This window comes from Parabacteroides sp. 52 (assembly GCF_010500925.1).
Taxonomy (GTDB): Bacteria; Bacteroidota; Bacteroidia; order Bacteroidales; family Tannerellaceae; genus QVMG01.
Genome location: NZ_QVMG01000002.1, coordinates 12,676 through 30,509, shown reverse-complemented (window position 1 = coordinate 30,509; position 17,834 = coordinate 12,676). Strand labels below are relative to the sequence as shown.

14 protein-coding genes are annotated in these 17,834 nt (G+C 44.3%); 11 read left to right on the top strand and 3 right to left on the bottom strand.

Features of this window, described 5'->3' with window-relative positions; translation table 11 throughout:
• Positions 1–151 precede the first annotated feature (151 nt).
• The 3 genes from D0T51_RS02525 to galK all read left to right on the top strand — a co-directional run bounded on the left by D0T51_RS02525 (position 152) and on the right by galK (position 3,812).
• Positions 152–1,231, top strand: coding sequence for an aldose epimerase family protein (locus tag D0T51_RS02525; protein WP_163724727.1), 1,080 nt, complete (start codon positions 152–154; stop codon positions 1,229–1,231).
• A gap of 33 nt (positions 1,232–1,264) precedes the next feature.
• Entirely contained in the window at positions 1,265–2,578 is a 1,314-nt protein-coding gene (locus D0T51_RS02520; protein ID WP_163724724.1) for an MFS transporter, read from the top strand.
• Positions 2,579–2,681: 103 nt separating this feature from the next.
• On the top strand, positions 2,682–3,812 hold the full coding sequence (gene galK, locus D0T51_RS02515; protein ID WP_163724721.1) for a galactokinase: 1,131 nt from the start codon (positions 2,682–2,684) through the stop codon (positions 3,810–3,812).
• Positions 3,813–3,899: 87 nt separating this feature from the next.
• On the opposite strand, the gene D0T51_RS02510 is transcribed toward galK, so the two are convergent.
• Positions 3,900–4,400: an NUDIX domain-containing protein gene (locus D0T51_RS02510; protein ID WP_163724718.1), complete on the bottom strand. Its 501-nt coding sequence runs from the start codon at positions 4,398–4,400 to the stop codon at positions 3,900–3,902.
• Between the two features lie 92 nt (positions 4,401–4,492).
• On the opposite strand from D0T51_RS02510, the gene D0T51_RS02505 reads away from it, so the two are divergent.
• Complete coding sequence (locus tag D0T51_RS02505) at positions 4,493–4,666, top strand: hypothetical protein (protein ID WP_163724715.1); 174 nt, start codon at positions 4,493–4,495, stop codon at positions 4,664–4,666.
• A gap of 29 nt (positions 4,667–4,695) precedes the next feature.
• Here the strand turns inward: D0T51_RS02505 and D0T51_RS02500 are convergent, their stop codons facing one another.
• Positions 4,696–6,684, bottom strand: coding sequence for a DNA topoisomerase 3 (locus tag D0T51_RS02500; protein ID WP_163724712.1), 1,989 nt, complete (start codon positions 6,682–6,684; stop codon positions 4,696–4,698).
• 217 nt (positions 6,685–6,901) lie between these two features.
• On the opposite strand from D0T51_RS02500, the gene D0T51_RS02495 reads away from it, so the two are divergent.
• The 4 genes from D0T51_RS02495 (at position 6,902) to D0T51_RS02480 (ending at position 13,711) form a co-directional block, all read left to right on the top strand.
• Entirely contained in the window at positions 6,902–9,259 is a 2,358-nt protein-coding gene (locus D0T51_RS02495; RefSeq protein ID WP_163724709.1) for a TonB-dependent receptor, read from the top strand.
• A gap of 30 nt (positions 9,260–9,289) precedes the next feature.
• Positions 9,290–10,495: a DUF4374 domain-containing protein gene (locus tag D0T51_RS02490; RefSeq protein ID WP_163724706.1), complete on the top strand. Its 1,206-nt coding sequence runs from the start codon at positions 9,290–9,292 to the stop codon at positions 10,493–10,495.
• Between the two features lie 213 nt (positions 10,496–10,708).
• Positions 10,709–12,127 carry a sulfatase gene (locus tag D0T51_RS02485; protein ID WP_163724704.1) on the top strand — a complete coding sequence of 473 codons (1,419 nt, stop codon included), beginning with the start codon at positions 10,709–10,711 and terminating at the stop codon, positions 12,125–12,127.
• 9 nt (positions 12,128–12,136) lie between these two features.
• Positions 12,137–13,711 carry a sulfatase gene (locus D0T51_RS02480; RefSeq protein WP_163724701.1) on the top strand — a complete coding sequence of 525 codons (1,575 nt, stop codon included), beginning with the start codon at positions 12,137–12,139 and terminating at the stop codon, positions 13,709–13,711.
• Between the two features lie 227 nt (positions 13,712–13,938).
• Here D0T51_RS02480 and D0T51_RS02475 read toward each other — a convergent pair whose 3' ends face one another.
• Positions 13,939–14,433, bottom strand: a complete 495-nt coding sequence (locus tag D0T51_RS02475) for a ferritin-like domain-containing protein (protein ID WP_163724698.1) — start codon at positions 14,431–14,433, stop codon at positions 13,939–13,941.
• A 197-nt stretch (positions 14,434–14,630) separates the two neighbouring features.
• On the opposite strand from D0T51_RS02475, the gene D0T51_RS02470 reads away from it, so the two are divergent.
• Genes D0T51_RS02470 through D0T51_RS02460 form a run of 3 tightly spaced genes read left to right on the top strand, consistent with a single transcriptional unit; the run spans position 14,631 to position 17,827 of the window.
• The gene (locus D0T51_RS02470) at positions 14,631–15,560 is read left to right on the top strand and encodes an alkaline phosphatase (protein ID WP_163724696.1); all 930 of its coding nucleotides are present in this window, start codon (positions 14,631–14,633) and stop codon (positions 15,558–15,560) included.
• A gap of 16 nt (positions 15,561–15,576) precedes the next feature.
• Entirely contained in the window at positions 15,577–17,067 is a 1,491-nt protein-coding gene (locus D0T51_RS02465; RefSeq protein WP_163724693.1) for a DUF5687 family protein, read from the top strand.
• Positions 17,068–17,101: 34 nt separating this feature from the next.
• Positions 17,102–17,827 (top strand): ABC transporter ATP-binding protein, encoded by a 726-nt coding sequence (locus D0T51_RS02460; RefSeq protein WP_163724690.1) that lies wholly within the window; start codon positions 17,102–17,104, stop codon positions 17,825–17,827.
• The last annotated feature ends 7 nt before the right edge of the window (positions 17,828–17,834 follow it).

Here is a 17,834-nt window from a genome sequence, read left to right as displayed (position 1 = left end):
TTCCCACAGACAGGGAAAAAAAAGCCTGTACAAACGAATTCACGGAGTGTAGAAAAGCAAAAACAATGCTTTATAACATGTTTTGATTCCAATTATAATACGTAGAAGTAAGTACTTTTACACACAATTTGGATCCTAAAATAATTAATATATGAAAAACAAAAGCAGTCTGTCAGGCTTGCATATTATAGATTTTAACAAGCTCATAGACGGCAAAGAGACAACTCTCTGTGTATTAACAAACAAAAATGGGTGTGAACTTACGGTAACAAACTACGGAGGTAAAATCGTCTCACTGATGGTTCCCGACCGAAACGGTAATTGGATCGATGTAGTGACCGGTCATCAAACCATAGAAGACTATATGCAATCAGAAGAACCTTACTTCGGAGCTATCTGCGGACGGTACGGCAATCGCATCGCTCAGGGCAAATTCGCCATCGATGGGATCACCTACGATCAGTTGGCCATCAACAACGGTCCCAACAGTTTGCATGGGGGACTCAAAGGCTTCAATGCCGTGGTTTGGGATATGACGCAAACAGACGAGCAGACCGTGGTATTAACCTATACCTCTGTGGATGGAGAAGAAGGTTTTCCCGGAAACTTAAAAACAACCTTAACCTACCATTTAACGGAGGATAATCAGGTTGTCATATCTTACCAGGCGACGACCGACAAACCGACGGTATTAAACCTGACCAACCATTCGTATTTTAACCTTTCCGGTGCCGGAGACCCGTATATCGGCGATCACATCTTAGAAATCAATGCCGATTATTATCTTCCGACAGACAATACGGCCATTCCTTACGGTCCGAAAGAAAAGGTAGAAGGAACACCGATGGATTTTCGTACCCCTTTTGAAGTAGGCGCACGTATAAACGATGACTTTGAACAGCTTATCTTTGGCAAAGGGTATGACCATACCTACATCCTGAATAAAGAAGGAAACGAACTCTCTTTCTGTGCCCGTTGCTCCTCCCCTAAAACCGGGATTATCATGGAGACCTATACGACCGAACCCGGTGTTCAACTGTATACCGGCAACTGGATGACGGGTAATTTTGAAGGGAAAAACAAACAACGCTATCCGGAACGGGCGGCTCTTTGCCTGGAGACACAACATTTCCCGGACAGTCCGAACAAACCGGAATACCCCTCTACCGTACTGCGTCCGGGAGAAGTATTCCAAAGCAAAACGATATATGCTTTTCTTACGGAAAAATAAAATCTATCAATTCATAAAAAAATTCTAAAAAAAATGGAATCTACAACTAAAAAAAACTTTGTTCTTCCTATTATTGTGATGATCTTCCTTTTTGGTATGATCTCCTTCGTGACAAACTTAGCTTCACCGATGGGTGACATCTTAAAGTTCCAATTCAACGTAGCCAACTGGATGGGTACATTGGGTGTGTTTGCCAACTTTATTGCTTATGCGGTAATGGGTTACCCGGCAGGTAATATGCTTCAGAAACTGGGTTACAAAAAGACTGCCTTGATTGCGATTGCGATTGGTTTTGCCGGTGTCGGTATCCAGACTCTTTCCGGTGCTATGGGAAGCTTTGGTATTTATCTATTGGGAGCCTTCGTTGCCGGTTTCTCTATGTGTCTATTGAACACAGTGGTTAACCCGATGTTGAACAGCCTGGGTGGCGGTGGAAACAAAGGAAATCAGTTGATTCAGATCGGTGGATCGTTCAACTCTCTTTGCGGTACAGCGGTTATCATCCTGACTGGTATCTTAATCCCGAGCATCACAAACGCCAAAATCAGCGACGTATTCCCCTTGATGTATACCGCTTTGGCTATCTTTGCTTTTGCCTTCATCGTAATCGGATTGACAAATATCCCTGAAAAATCAAAAGAACAACAAGCGGCAGCTTCAGGAGCGTCTCAATACAGCCCTTTATCTTTCCGTCACTTTGTATTAGGTGCTATCGGTATCTTCGTATATGTAGGTGTGGAAGTAGGTGTTCCGAACGTATTGAACAAATGGTTACAAAACCCGGACCTGGATGTATTGCAATTAGGTGCTGCTGGTGGAGCTGAAGCCATTGCGGGATCAGTTACGGCTACTTATTGGTTACTCATGTTGGTGGGTCGTTTATTAGGAGCTGCTATCGGTAGCAAAGTATCTGCTAAAAATATGTTGTTAGTTGCTTCCGGCTTAGGTTTGGTATTGACCTTAGGGGGTATGTTTGCACCGGTAAGTTCGATGGTCGACCTGCCTGTATTCAAAAATGCTCCTGACGGATTATTCGGCATGGTAGAGGTTCCCGTAACCGCTGCACTCTTTGTACTTGTTGGTTTATGTACCTCTGTTATGTGGGGTGGTATTTTCAACCTTGCCGTAGAAGGATTGGGTAAATATACAGAAAAAGCATCTGGTATCTTTATGGTATTGGTTTGTGGGGGAGGTATCCTGCCATTGTTACAAAACGCAATCATTGACATGACAGGTGGCGCAGGTTATCTGACAAGTTATTGGGTCATTGTAGCCGGTTTGATTTACCTGCTTTATTACGCTTTGATCGGAAACAAAAACGTAAATACAGATATTCCGGTAGAATAAATTAGTTATATAGAATCATACAGGAAGAAATTATCCGAATATATCATTTTATGTATAGGGTAATTTCTTCCCTTTTTATCATACATCAAAAACACAAAAGTATATGCAACAGAAAATTAGAACTAAATTCCAGGAAAAATTCAATACCGAAGGCAGCGTCTTTGCCTCTCCGGGTCGTATCAACCTGATCGGTGAGCATACCGATTATAATGGAGGATTTGTATTCCCCGGGGCTATCGACAAAGGCATGATCGCAGAGATCAAACTCAATGGAACAGATAAGGTACGTGCATACTCTGTTGACTTAGAAGATTATGCTGAATTCGGCTTGAACGAGAGTGATCTACCGAAAGCGGGATGGGCCAAATACATCTTCGGTGTTTGCCGGGAGATCATCAAACGGGGAGGTAAAATAGCTGGATTCGATACGGTATTTGCGGGCGACGTGCCTCTGGGTGCCGGTATGTCTTCATCTGCAGCCTTGGAGAGCACCTACGCTTTTGCACTGAATGAACTCTTTCAGTTAGGTATAGATAAATTTGAACTGGCAAAGATTGGCCAATCTACCGAACACAATTACGTGGGAGTGAAATGCGGTATCATGGACCAGTTTGCTTCCGTATTTGGAAAAAAGGGCAGTTTGATTCGTCTCGATTGCCGTTCGTTGGAATACAAATATTTCCCATTCAATCCGAAAGGATATAAATTGGTTCTGTTAGACACTTTGGCCAAACATGAATTAGTGGACTCTCCGTATAACAAACGTCGGGAATCTTGCGAGCGCGTGGCTGCCAAATTGAATGTAGAGTTTTTGCGCGATGCCACATTGGAAATGCTGGAAGGCGTCAAAGCCGAAATCAGTGAAGAAGACTATATGCGCGCTAAATATGTAATTGAAGAAAAACAACGCGTACTCGATGTGTGCGACGCATTGGAAAAAGACGATTACGAAACAGTAGGTCAAAAGATGTTCGAAACACATCACGGCATGAGCAAACTGTATGAGGTAAGCTGCGAAGAGCTCGACTTCCTCAACGACATAGCGAAAGAATGTGGCGTAACCGGATCACGCGTCATGGGCGGTGGCTTCGGTGGTTGTACGATCAACTTAGTCAAAGACGAACTTTTCGATGCATTCATCGCAAAAGCATTTGCCGCTTACAAAGCGAAATTCGGCTTCGAACCCAAAATGTACCCCGTTGTAATCAGCGACGGAGCACGTCAGTTGAAATAAAGAGGGCTGAATAAATAGATTTATAGATATAAAAAACCCTACGGAGAACGATCTCCGTAGGGTTTTCTTTTTCAATATTGCTCGTTCCTAATCCTTTCGAAGAACCTGTCGATACTCTTCTTCAAAGTTGGGAGTAAATATATCCTGTCCCAGATTCTCTTCTATCTCCGCAATAGTCCAGAAGCGTCCGCCATCGAGCTCAGACGGATCGGGTTTTATTTCTCCCTCGTAAACCGTACGATACGTATGCACCAATTCCTTCTCTACAGAAGATTCAAAAACATAACGTGTCAGGAACTGAGGCTCGAAATCGGTCATTCCCAACTCCTCGCGCACTTCCCGAAAGAGGGCTTCTTCTATACTTTCTCCAACATCCACATGTCCTCCGACAGCTGTATCCCATTTGCCCGGCTGAATACATTTCTTCATCGAGCGTTTTTGAAGATACAGATCCCCTGCCCGATTAAACACATGTAAATGAACGACCGGATGTAACAACTTAGTTCCATTATGGCATTCCTGCCGGGTAGCCTTCCCGGTTACCTCTCCACGTTCATTGACCAGGGGAAACCATTCAACATTTTCCATATTTTGTTATTCTTTTTTAAGAGCAAAGATAATCAATATATTAAGGATAAATTTAACTTTGTTGCACGTATAAACCTGAATATGAAAATGAGATGAGAAAAGAGCAAGAAGATGTAAACATGCAACAATCCCTGAAAAGGTACGGGTTGCAAAGAGTAGATGAGCCCCGGATTACACCCCATAGTAATTCAAAGGGCGGTTTGAACCAAACAGTAGTAAAAGGCCAGTTTATTCCTTTTGCGGAAGCTTTAAAAAAACTGGGATAACCCCAAGGCTGGGGGATATATAAGACCTATTATCCCCCAAGTCCGTTAATTATTTTTATTAACTCCTGATCCGATAATCCCTGCCCATAGGTGGTATAGTCTAATCGGAAAGAACAACCGTTCTTATATTCTGAACAGCCATAGGCAGTCTTACCTCTCAAGAGCTGCCCTTTTTTACAAAGAGGACAAAGAGGTTTGACTGTTTGCGGTTGTGCCACTTCGTTGACAGCTTTGCTTATATGCCCGTAGGGATTCGTCTTCACATTATAGACAACCTGTTGCACCAATTGTTTGAGTTCTTCCAGAAAGACGGATGCCTCATAAGTGCCCTTCTCGATCTGCCGCAATTTCTTTTCCCACAATCCGGTCAACTCAGCACTTTTTAATAGTTCTTCCTGTATCTTGCCAATCAGATCTATGCCTGTAGGTGTGGGAAACAAGTTTTTACGTTGTTTACGAATATAATTCCTCTTAAAAAGAGTCTCAATAATTGCTGCCCGGGTGGAAGGACGGCCAATACCATTTTCTTTCAAGGCATCCCGTAATTCATCGTTATCCACCAATTTACCGGCCGTCTCCATCGCACGAAGCAGGGTTGCCTCCGTGTAGGGTTTGGGAGGTTGTGTCCAGGTCTCTTTCAGAAGAGGTTTATGCGGACCGCTTTCACCTTTGGTAAAAGCCGGCAATACGCCCTCTTCATTTTCAGACGGTTCGGCATCAGGGTCTTTCTCTTCAGCACCGAAGACAATACGCCAGCCCGGTTTTAGTATTTGTTTACCGGTAACTTTAAAGTCAACCTTTCCGACTTTCCCCAATACTGTGGTTGTCGAGATGTCACAATCCGGATAAAATGCGGCTATAAAACGGCGTGTCACCAGATCGTATACTTTCCGTTCGTTGTCCGACAGGTTACGGGCAGGCACGCCGGTAGGTATAATGGCATGGTGATCGGTTACCTTGGCATTATCAAACACCTTTTTGCTCTTAGGCAATTTGGCTTGTAAAAGAGGAGCTACCAGATCGGCATAGTCAACCAATCCTTTCAAGGTATGAGGTACTTTCGGATAAATATCATCACTTAGGAAAGTCGTGTCCACACGCGGATAAGTCGTCACCTTTTTTTCATACAAGCCCTGAATCAGTTTCAATGTATCATCGGCCGTAAAGCCAAACTTCTTATTACATTCCACCTGCAGAGAGGTAAGATCAAACAAACGGGGAGCATATTCTTTGCCTTTCTTTTCAGTAGTATCGGTAACAGTAAACACCTCCTCCTGCACTGTTTGGAGAAATCTCTCTCCTTCTTCTTTCTGAGTGAATTTACCTTTGGTAGAAGAAAAGGTGGTATGGCGGTAGACCGTCTTTAATTCCCAATAGGGTTCAGGGACAAAATGATCGATTTCGGCCTGTCTGTTTACAATAAGTGCCAGGGTGGGCGTTTGTACACGACCGATGGAAAGCACCTGTTTGTTCTGCCCATAACGCAGCGTATATAAGCGGGTGGCATTCATGCCCAACAGCCAATCGCCAATCGCCCGGGATAAACCCGCCTGATAAAGGCTGTCAAACGCTGTCTGTTCTTTCAGTTTCTGAAATCCATCGCGGATAGACTCTTCCGTCAAAGAAGAAATCCAAAGACGATACACCGGGCATGTACATCCGGCCTTCTGCATGACCCAACGTTGGATCAACTCCCCTTCCTGGCCGGCATCCCCACAATTGATCACCATCTCGGCATTTTGCATCAGTCCCTCGATGATTCGGAATTGTTCTTCATAGCTCGGATTGCTGATCAGCTTGATACCAAAACGGGGAGGAATCATGGGCAAAGCATTCAGGTTCCAACGCTTCCATTCCTCCGCATACTCGTGTGGCTCCTTCAGGGTACATAAATGACCGAATGTCCAGGTTATCTGGTAACCATTCCCTTCTATATACCCTTTCATCCGGTTCTTCGCCCCCAGCACTTCGGCTATTTCACGTGCCACACTCGGCTTTTCAGCAATACATACTTTCATCAGCAATCAAAATCGGTTATAAAAAGAGAACAAATGTACACTTTTTATTTCACCCTTCAAGACCATCGCACCAAGCGAGTGATCAGCGATTGGTTCATTATACCTAGAAATAGGGAAAGAATAAAGCCCAAATTGTGTTAAAATACCTAGATCCGGTAATTGTACAATCAGAGCAAATGCCGGAACTTTGCCGGCGAAAAAACAAGTATAACAATAGATGATAAAAAAGTATCTTATTGCCGTTTGTATATTAATGGCGGTAGTATTTCCGGTGATTTCGTGGGGGCAGAGTGTAAGTGGGAAAGTAGTTGATTGTGCCAACAATCAACCCATTCAGGGAGTTTTGGTAAGAATTATCAAGGCGAACAACGGGGCGACCACCGATAAAGGGGGTGTATACCAGATCCACCACCTGGAGGCTGGGAGTTGGGAAATAGAATTCTCTTGCCTGGGCATGAAGACGGTGACAAAAACAGTAAAATTCGACAGAGATACCCCCCTAACACTCCATGTGTGTATGGAAAATGCGGTGACCGATCTCGGGGAAGTTGTCGTAGCCGCTCGTCACGAACGCAAAGAATTAAAGAATGCCAGAGAACAGGGAGTGCCCGTATCCGTCATCGACGGCAAAATGCTGGCAGGGCGTGGTACCTCTATCACCGAAGTGATCAACCATCAAACCGGAGTGAAGGTGCGTCGCACAGGCAGTGTAGGCAGTGACACCAAAGTCAATGTACGCGGATTGGAAGGCAACCGTGTGCAGATTTACATTGATGGTCAGGCATTAAACTCACCCGACGGTTCGTTTTCTATTAACGATATCCCCTTGCAGTTTATCGACCGTATAGAAATTTACAAAGGCATTGTGCCCCCCGAATTCGGAGGCGACGGATTAGGCAGTGCCATCAATATCGTAACCATTGATGCGGAAGAATCGTTTTATGACCTCTGGTATGGCATTAGTTCCTACAACACCCATGAAAGCAGCATCACCTACAAACATTGGTTACCCAAATCCCAAATCATGCTCTCAGCCATGTATGGCTTCGGATATGCCGGAAACAATTACAAAATGCAGTCGCCTTATGTGGAAGGACTGACAATCAAGCGTGACCACGACCGGTTCCGCAAACACCTGGGTGAGGTATCCATTGATTTCAGAGGTACCTATTTCGACGAATTCGAGATCGGTGTTCCTTTTTATGTCAACGATCGCCAAATACAGGGCATCAAAACAAACATACAAAAGGCCCAAACATCGGGTTGGATGACAGGTGCTGAGTTGACCTTGGAAAAGGATGGCTTTTTAACCCCTAAATTAGATATGAAGTTTTCCGGATTGGCTAGATTCAGCGGAACCCATCTGAACGATACCTCTTCGTATCTGTATAATTTCGATGGAAGCCAAATACCCAATACCTATCGCGGAGAAATCGGTTCCATACCGAATCTATCAGACGACAAACTGAAAGACTATCGTTATACGCTCAACTTCAAATACAACCTGCGACCGGGTACAAAATTAAATTTCAACAACGACTTCCGCTTCGTTTCTACAGAGTTTAACGATACCGTAGCCGATAATTACAGAAAGACCCAGAACAGTGGACTAAAAGCCGATGTGATAAATGTCATATCATCAATCAATTTAGAACAACGCCTCTGGGAACGACTATACCTACTGCTTACCGCCCGCAATTATTATAACCGGGTCAAAGGAGCAACTGTCGATTTAACCTATGGTGCAGGCAACAGCGAAGTGGTTCATGCCGATGAGAGTCGATTGTCGTGGGGAGGAAGTATTGCGGCAAAGTACGACTTTGCCCAGCACTGGTTACTCAAATTTGCCTTTGAACACAATTACCGCTTGCCGCGCAGCGAAGAGCTTCTGGGCGATCGCCTCTGGATAACATCCAACACTCAACTGCGGCCCGAACAGGCCAACAACCTGAATCTGGGTGTGATGTACAACAATCAGTACAACAATTTCTCCCGCCTGCAATTCGAAGGCAATATATATACGATGCATATTACCGATATGATAATGATGCGTACGGCAAGTGGATTCATGGCTAATTACAATATAGGGAAAGCCCATCTCTATGGAGCCGATGCGGAAGTGAAATGGGATATCGACCGGAACTGGTTCGTCATGCTGAACGCTACCTACCAGAAAACAATCGACAAAACACGTTACCTGCCCGGTACGAACACACCGAGTGTAACCTACGATATGCAGATGCCACATATTCCGATATTCTTTTTGAACTGGTCGCTCGACTATCGCAAAGACAATCTCTTCGGCGGAAAAGGACAGTACAACCGTTTTTATTACGAAGGCGGATATACGGATAAATATTATTTTGGCTACAAATTGGCTGCGAATCAAAGTTATGTGATCCCTTCTTCGTGCATTCATACGGCAGGCATAGAGTACGCCATGATGGACAGACGCTTATTGTTCTCTCTCGAATGCCATAATCTATTCGATACCAAAGAACTAACCAACTTAAACTATCCCCTTGCCGGACGAACCTTTCAGGCGAAGGTGCGGATAACGACTTTGAAATGGTAAGATATACACAATATTAAATAACAGAATCAAATGAAGAAAGTATTTTTTTATCTACCGATGCTCTTTGTAGCATTGACTTTTGTCGCTTGCGATGATGATAACCCTGTAGAAGAAACAACAACCGGCAAGGCTCAACTGGTGCTTGCCTGCGATATGGGAGTGCTTGGATCGGATGTCAGTTACTTGATCCCTGTTACGGAAAACGAGATGAACGGGGCGACTGCTGCCTTAAACCGGGCACACGAAGTCTATTCAAGTGCACGTGTGGCAGCACTCAATGATTGGCTGTTTAGCTTCTCCGGAATGGACAAGGCTGTCATTTCCCGCTACCAACGTCAAGATGACGGCACATTGGTAAAAGACGCAAGCCTGGAGTTGAGTACCCATGCCGGTGCGATGGTGGCCAATGTGATCTTTATCTCCGACACCAAGGCGTATGCCTCGCTGATGATTGAAAACAAGATTGTGGTGTTTAATCCCACCACCATGACCAAAACCAAAGAGATAGACCTGGCCAAAGCGGAATTATCCTGCGATGGACAGGCCACTCCCAATCCTATGGGAATGGTGTTGCGCGACGGCAAAGTGTTTGTCGGTTGCGGCGAATATGCCGATATGCCAATCTCCAACGATGGAGCACACGTGATCGTGATCGATGAAGCAACCGACACACCGGAAAAATTCATCAGCGATATGCGGGCATCCACCGCTTCGTTCTGGGAAAATGAGATGTTTGTGGATGACCGGGGCGACATTTACATCAACTGCTGGGCTTCCTATGGGTTTGTACCCGGACAGAAAGCCGGCTTCCTGCGTATCAAGAAAGGAGAAACCGATTTCGATACGGATTATTTCTTCAACTTCACGGATATGACTATTGCCGGCGTTGAAGGAGGCAAGTTGACGAACTTTTACTCTACACAATATGCGGCAGACGGAATCGCCTATGGCGTCTGCAGTTGCCCGGCTCTTTTCACCGGCGACTTCCTGAACGACCATTTCCTCTATGCATTAAAGATTGACTTATATAACCAGACCTTAAGCCCATTGTCCCTGCCTCTTACGAGCGCATACGCTACGGCTGTCAGTAAAAAAGGGAATGAAATTTTATTCGGTCTGTCCACCGCCTCCCAGGGAGCGGGTGTATTCTCGTATAACCACCAGACAGGACAGGCTAGTTCTTCGCCTATTATCAATGCACCGGGCTCAGTCATGAGCATGGCTGTATTTGAATAATACAGATTTTATCGGAGGCTGCTTGCAGGCAGCCACTCTTTCAACAGACCGCTCTATCTCTTCCTCCTTCACTCATCGGAAGGGGAATGGATAGAGCGGTTGACTGTTTTATGAAGCGAACGGTCCAATACATACTTTGTTTTTTCGAATTTTATCTATCTTTGCCCATAGAGAATGCGCTAATCTGTTTAAACAAAGTAAAACACTGTATATATGAACAATAAAAAACCATTTCTATCCCTTCTCAGCACACTTGCTCTAACAGGCTTCGCGGCCGATCATACAAACTTTATCATCATCAACCTGGACGATGTGGGTTATGGAGACTTTTCTTTTAACAGTGCCTATGGGTATAAAACACCTAACATCGACAAGATGGCCTCCGAAGGCGTACGCTTCACCCATTTCCTGGCAGCCCAACCCATCAGTGGTGCCTCCCGGGCAGGATTGTTGACCGGCTGTTATCCCAACCGCATCGGTTTTGCCGGTGCCCCCGGACCGGGTTCTGACTATGGGGTTCATCCCGATGAGATGACCATCGGTGAAGTATTGAAGCAAAAAGGATATCATACCGCCATTTATGGGAAATGGCATTTAGGCGATGCCCCGCAGTTTCTGCCTTTGCAAAATGGGTTCGACGAGTATTACGGGCTACCCTACTCCAACGATATGTGGCCTTTTCATCCGCAACAGGGAGAGGTTTTTAACTTCCCGGATCTTCCCACTTACGAAGGCAATACCATTGTTGGATATAATACCGATCAGTCCCGTTTTACCACCGACTATACAAACCGTACCATCAATTTCATCCAAAAACATCAAAAAGAACCTTTCTTTGTGTACCTGGCACATTCCATGCCCCATGTGCCTTTATTTGTTTCCGATAAGTTTAAAGGCAAAAGCGAACAAGGATTGTTCGGGGATGTGATGATGGAGATCGACTGGAGTGTGGGAGAAGTATTGCGTACCCTGCGGGAATTAGGATTGGAAGAGAATACATTGGTTATCCTTACTTCCGACAATGGCCCGTGGACCAATTACGGCAACCATGCCGGTTCGGCCGGAGGATTGCGCGAAGCCAAAGCGACTACCTTTGACGGAGGAAACCGTATCCCCTGCGTAATGTACTGGAAAGGACAAACCCTGCCAGGCACGACCTGCAACCGATTGGCTTCCAACATCGACCTATTGCCTACTTTGGCGGAGATCAGTGGCGCTCCCCTGCCCGTCCGGAAAATCGACGGTGTCAGCCTATTGCCTTTGATACAAGGTGACAACGAGGCGAATCCACGCGAATCTTTTGTCTATTACTTCAACAGAAACGATCTGGAGGCAGTCACCGACGGCATGTTCAAACTGGTATTCCCCCACCGCTATGTCACCTACGGTGCCTATGTTCCCGGAAACGACGGACAACCGGGCAAACTAACCAATATAGACTTAACAAAGGCCGAATTATATGACCTACGCCGGGATCCGGGTGAACGCTATGACGTATTGTCTCAATATCCGGAAGTAGCCTTGAAACTAATGAATATAGCCGATAATATGCGGGAAGAGTTGGGAGACAACCTCACACGAAAAAAAGGAAACGCACGCCGCGAAGCGGGCAAAGCGGTCATCAAAAAATAATTCATATCCATGACAAAATCAGTTTATCTCTTACCTCTCGGGATCCTGGCTGCCGGTATACCGGCGTGCGGCAACGCCCATACCCCGAAGAACGAAAAAGAACGCCCCAATATTCTATTTATCCTCTCCGACGACCATACCTCCCAAGCCTGGGGTGTCTACGGAGGAGTTTTGAGTGCCTATGCGAAAAATGAAAACATCCGCCGCCTGGCCTCGGAAGGATGTGTGTTAAACAATTGTTTTTGCACCAACTCTATATCTGTACCCAGCCGGGCCGCCATTCTGACAGGGGCATACAGTCATGTAAACAATGTGTATACATTAGAAGATGCCCTCGCGCCGGAAACAGACAATATAGCCAAACGCATGCAGGCTGGAGGGTATCAAACCGCTCTCTTCGGAAAATGGCATCTAAAGAAAAAGCCGACCGGATTTGATGACTTCCTTGTCTTTCATGACCAGGGCGAATACTGGGACCCGATCATGAAAACGGATACAAACTGGATAGACGATGATAAAGGGAAACAAGGAGAAGTATTTCAAGGTTTCTCTACCGATATCGTGACAGATAAAACAATGGAATGGATACAAAACAGAGACAAGGAAAAACCTTTTATGATGTTTTGCCATTTCAAGGCAACGCATGAACCCTGGGACTTCCCGGAACGGATGAAACATTTATATGAAGATGTTGTATTCCCGGAACCGGAAAATATGATGGAGTTCAGCCCAGTAAAATCGGGACGTACCTTCCGCGGACAGCAATTGGAAAATATGGGCTGGCGTTGGGAAACAGCCTCCAAGGACCCAGCCGCCTGGTGGTGTCAGTACCCCGAACTGCCTTTCTCTACCCAAGGGATGGACAGCATCGCTGCCCGGAAAAAGATTTACCAGAAGATGATAAAAGACTATCTGCGGTGCGGGGCAGCCATCGACGATAATATCGGCCGTTTGTTGCACTTCCTCGATGCAGAAGGACTCAGCCAGAATACCATCGTGGTGTATGTATCCGATCAGGGCTATTTCCTGGGAGAACATGGCTTTTTCGATAAACGCATGATGTATGAAGAATCTTTGCGTATGCCTTTTGTCATCCGTTATCCGAAAGAAATACCGGCCGGATCCCGCAATAACGACATCATCCTCAATGTTGACTTTGCCGCTATGTTGGCTGATTATGCCGGGGTAGAAGCTCCCGCTTTATGCCAAGGAAAGAGTTTCCGCGACAACCTCCGGGCAGAGACCTCCCCAGACTGGCGCGACAAGATGTACTACCGCTATTGGACCCAACACCTCATCCGCCCGGCGCATATGGGGATCCGGACACAGGATTACAAATTGATATTCCTCTACGGAGACAAACTCAACACGCGAGGATCGGACAATAAATCCTCTACCCCCTCCTGGGAGTTCTACGACCTGAGAACCGATCCGTATGAAAACAAAAATCAATACGACAACCCGGCGTATGCGACCCTTATCAAGCAGTTGAAAAAGGATCTCTTGGAAGAACGTCAAAAAAGCGGAGATACGGATGAGGACTATCCCCAAATGCAAGAAATTATAGAAAAATATTATTGGTAAAATAAAGGGAAAAGTTAGTGTTGATAGCTATCGTCAGTACTGATGATAACTATCGTTACTACTGATGATAGCTNGATGATAGCTATCGTTAGTAGTGACGATAGCTATCAACACTAAAATTATCCCGCAATGATCCCCGGAATATATCCGGTTGTTATGGCACAAAAAAGGCTATCCGATTTTAGTTTCGGATAGCCTTTTTTGTTTTCTGCCAACTTACCGGACGTTTATTCCCCTTTGGCTGCCTGTTTGCTATGTGCAATCGACTGAAGCGCGAGATAGTTATCTCCGAAGTTGTTCATATTGTCTATTTCCGTATCGAATTGATCCTGATGCTCTTCCTCTTCCAGGATAATGCTTTCAAAAAGCTTCTTAGAGGCAGAATCGGATTCGGCTCCACAGATCTTCGCCCACTCGTTATAGTGTTCGATCGAACTCAACTCCATTTGATTGGCTAATTCCAACATCGCTTTGACTTCTTTGATTTTCTCGACGCGTTTGGATGCTTTCAGATCCAAATCCCCTTTCAGGTAAAGGATACGTTCGGCAAACTTCTCTACGTGAATCATCTCTTTGATAGAAGTACGTTTAAAATAAGCGGCTAAATAGTCATAACCCATGTCTTCTAATAAGATATGAAAATACATATACTGATTTACCGCAGTCATTTCTTCTGCTACCGCTTTGTTTAATAACTCAATACTTTTTTCTCTGTTAATCATAATGTTATATTTATTAGATGTGACTAAAAACAAATAAAGAACCCCTTCGATAAGTTATTCACTATAGAAACAACAAAAAGTAAGGTTTTGTTTTTGAAAGGATGACAGATTTACAAAATGAAACTCAGATACAATATGCGTAGAATTATTTATTACCTTTGTAGGCATTGGTTTTAATGAATAAACTTTTTACACACATGAAAAAAACATTTTTACTGGCAGTGTATGCCTTATTGATTGGCTGCCTTGCTGCTTGTTCTACAACGCCATCTCAAACTCCTGAGAAAAAGAAAAATCTTCCCAAACATGTAATCTTAGTCGGATTTGACGGTTGGAGTTCGCATTCCCTCAATAATGGAGCGGATATGCCAACGGTTCGTCAGCTTATGGCTGAAGGTTCTTCGGATTTGAAAAGCCGAAGCGTACTTCCCTCTTCCAGTGCTGTGAACTGGGCTTCCATGTTTATGGGTGCCGGACCGGAATTGCACGGATATACCGAATGGGGATCCCGTGTACCGGAATTACCTTCTCGCGTTCTTAACAGCGTCGGTCGTTTCCCGAATATCTTCGGCCTCTTCCGTGACAAAGCGCCCGAAGCGGAAATCGGTTATATATACGAATGGGGTGGCATCAATTATCTGGCCGACACATTAGCAATGAGTTACAAACAACAGGTTGCTATGAATGAAGAAAATCCGGATGGATGTACTCCTTTTGCCGTAAAATATATAAAAGAAAAGAAACCGAACTTATTGGCGGTTATTTATGACCAACCCGACGGTACTGGACATAAATATGGTTGGACCTCTCCTGAGTACTACGCAAAGATCAACCACCTGGATAAATGCCTGGCACAAATTATAGAGGCTGTCAAAGAAGCCGGTATCCTGGACGAGACAGTGATTATCGTCACATCCGACCATGGTGGTATCGACAAAGGACACGGGGGAAAGACCATGAATGAGATGGAACGTCCGCTTGTGATCTATGGCAAAGGAATTAAAAAAGGACATACGATACCGGAAAGTACAATGATCTATGACATTGCCGGAACAATGGCCTATCTGTTGGATGTGGAACAACCACAGGTATGGATTGCACGTCCTGTCCTATCTATTTTCGAATAAAAAATACAGTTTACCTATGCTACAAAAGGAGCTAAAGAAACACCAGTGGAAAGCCTTCCTAAGGCATCCGATGTTTGAACGGAATATGAGTGTACGTATCTTTATGTACATCATTTTCGGTATAATGGGACTTCAATTATTGTCTCTGAGTTTCTTTTTGGATAAAGTATTGATGGAAATCGGGTCCTATACCCATGCCATAGACTCGTTCAATGCCTTTTTATTGTATCTCTTTATGTTTGATTTTTTGATCAAATATATCATGAAGCAGAACCAGTCGATGCAAATAGTCCCTTACCTGACCCTGCCGATTAAACGAAACCGGTTATTCAACTTCCTGTTATCCAAAGAATTTTCAAACATTTGGAACCTCTATCTCTTCTTTCTTATAGCTCCTTTTGCCTTCAAATCAGCCACGCCGGATTTTGGGTTCGGAGCAACTCTTTTGTATATTCTCTTTATTTATTCTTTATGCCTAGGTAATAGTTTGTTGGTAAACATCACCAATAATCTGTTGAAACGCAATGGGTGGTTTTTCTTTCTGCCGATTGTAATCCTGGTGTTTATCGGAGTCCTGTCGTTTCTTCCGGGGGTGACGTTCGGGGAATATACGGTGCAAATAGGGGAATGGGTATTGCATGGCAATCCTTTTGTCTGGCTGGTACAAATCCTGATACTGACCGGCTTATGGCTGGTCAACCAACGCATGATGCGTGAAGCATTATACAGGGAATTACAAGGAAAGAAAATCACAGACACCGTCAACTTCTCCCATATCTCCTTCCTGGATCGACTGGGGGAAACCGGTGAGTTTATTAACCTGGAGCTGAAAATGATATTCCGTTCCAAACGGTTAAAACAACAGATGTATGCTGTCGGATTCTTTTTTATCTATTATTTCGTGATGCTCTATTCAAGCAATGCGGTATTCCATCAAAGTCCCTTTATGCTGATCTTCTTCAGCATGTTTGTTATCGGTTCGCTGGGACTAATCATGTCGCAGTTTATGTTTACTGCCGAATCCTCGTTCTTCGACGGGATTATGGCACGCCATCAGACTTTGCTCCCTATGTTGAAAGGGAAATACATCCTGTATACTTCCTATGCGTTATTACCCACTCTCTGTATGATGGTCCCTGTTTTTCAAGGGAAATTATCTTTGTTTTTTGTCATCTCCGTGTTCTTCTATACGGTCGGATTCTTATTTTTCCTCATGTTTCAGAATGCGGTCTATAACAAAAGTTATTTTGATCTTTTCGACAGTGGCATGTTCAACTGGAAAGGCACATCGGGAAATATGCTGATGGTTACTATGTTCGGAATGTTCTTCCCTGTTATCATCATTGTTATTATTCATAATCTCTTCTCTCAGGAAGTAGCCTGTTCGTTTATGCTGGTCGTCGGACTATCCTTTACCCTGAGTGCCAAATACTGGTTGAGATGGACCTACAACCGCTTCCTCAAAAGAAGACATAAAAACATGGAAGGATTCCGTAGTAATGCGTAACGCGATTGAATTATACGAATAAAATAAATAGACAATGGATATACAAATAAAAGATCTCTTAAAGTGTTTTGAGGATAAAAAAGCGATCGATATTCCCGAATTAGAGATTGAAAGTGGATGTCTTGTCGGTTTGGTTGGGAACAACGGGGCAGGTAAGACCACCCTGTTTCGCCTGATTCTGGATCTATTGAAAGCCGACAAAGGATATGTATGGAGTAAAGAACAAGATGTCAGCCAAAGTGAAAACTGGAAGTCCTATACAGGCTCTTTCCTGGACAACCGGTTTCTCATCGACTTCCTGACACCGGAAGAATATTTCTATTTTGTAGGTGAAACCTATGGCTTAAACAAAGAGAAGGTCGATGAACGCTTGTCTATATTCAATCGTTTCATGAATAATGAAATCCTCGGACAAAAAAAATATATCCGTAACTTCTCTGCTGGTAACAAACAGAAGATCGGCATCATGACTGCCATGATGGTACATCCGCAGATACTGATATTGGATGAACCTTTCAACTTTTTGGACCCTTCATCCCAAATGGAGATAAGAAATCTCATTCGGCAAATGAACAAAGAACAGGGAACAACAGTCCTCATTTCCAGTCATAACCTCGGTTATACCACCGATATATGCGACCGGGTGATCCTGTTGGAAAGAGGTGTCGTGATTAAAGACCTGATGAATAATCAGGAAGCTATCGACGAGCTAAACACCTACTTCATCGAAAAAGCAGGAAATCAAACGACCTCTTCTTAACTATGCA

Excerpts from the sequence above, each read along its gene's own strand:
- D0T51_RS02525 (WP_163724727.1), top strand. The coding sequence starts at position 152 with ATGAAAAACAAAAGCAGTCTGTCAGGCTTGCATATTATAGATTTTAAC.
- D0T51_RS02520 (WP_163724724.1), top strand. The coding sequence starts at position 1,265 with ATGGAATCTACAACTAAAAAAAACTTTGTTCTTCCTATTATTGTGATG.
- galK (WP_163724721.1), top strand. The coding sequence starts at position 2,682 with ATGCAACAGAAAATTAGAACTAAATTCCAGGAAAAATTCAATACCGAA.
- D0T51_RS02510 (WP_163724718.1), bottom strand. The coding sequence starts at position 4,400 with ATGGAAAATGTTGAATGGTTTCCCCTGGTCAATGAACGTGGAGAGGTA.
- D0T51_RS02505 (WP_163724715.1), top strand. The coding sequence starts at position 4,493 with ATGAGAAAAGAGCAAGAAGATGTAAACATGCAACAATCCCTGAAAAGG.
- D0T51_RS02500 (WP_163724712.1), bottom strand. The coding sequence starts at position 6,684 with ATGAAAGTATGTATTGCTGAAAAGCCGAGTGTGGCACGTGAAATAGCC.
- D0T51_RS02495 (WP_163724709.1), top strand. The coding sequence starts at position 6,902 with ATGATAAAAAAGTATCTTATTGCCGTTTGTATATTAATGGCGGTAGTA.
- D0T51_RS02490 (WP_163724706.1), top strand. The coding sequence starts at position 9,290 with ATGAAGAAAGTATTTTTTTATCTACCGATGCTCTTTGTAGCATTGACT.
- D0T51_RS02485 (WP_163724704.1), top strand. The coding sequence starts at position 10,709 with ATGAACAATAAAAAACCATTTCTATCCCTTCTCAGCACACTTGCTCTA.
- D0T51_RS02480 (WP_163724701.1), top strand. The coding sequence starts at position 12,137 with ATGACAAAATCAGTTTATCTCTTACCTCTCGGGATCCTGGCTGCCGGT.
- D0T51_RS02475 (WP_163724698.1), bottom strand. The coding sequence starts at position 14,433 with ATGATTAACAGAGAAAAAAGTATTGAGTTATTAAACAAAGCGGTAGCA.
- D0T51_RS02470 (WP_163724696.1), top strand. The coding sequence starts at position 14,631 with ATGAAAAAAACATTTTTACTGGCAGTGTATGCCTTATTGATTGGCTGC.
- D0T51_RS02465 (WP_163724693.1), top strand. The coding sequence starts at position 15,577 with ATGCTACAAAAGGAGCTAAAGAAACACCAGTGGAAAGCCTTCCTAAGG.
- D0T51_RS02460 (WP_163724690.1), top strand. The coding sequence starts at position 17,102 with ATGGATATACAAATAAAAGATCTCTTAAAGTGTTTTGAGGATAAAAAA.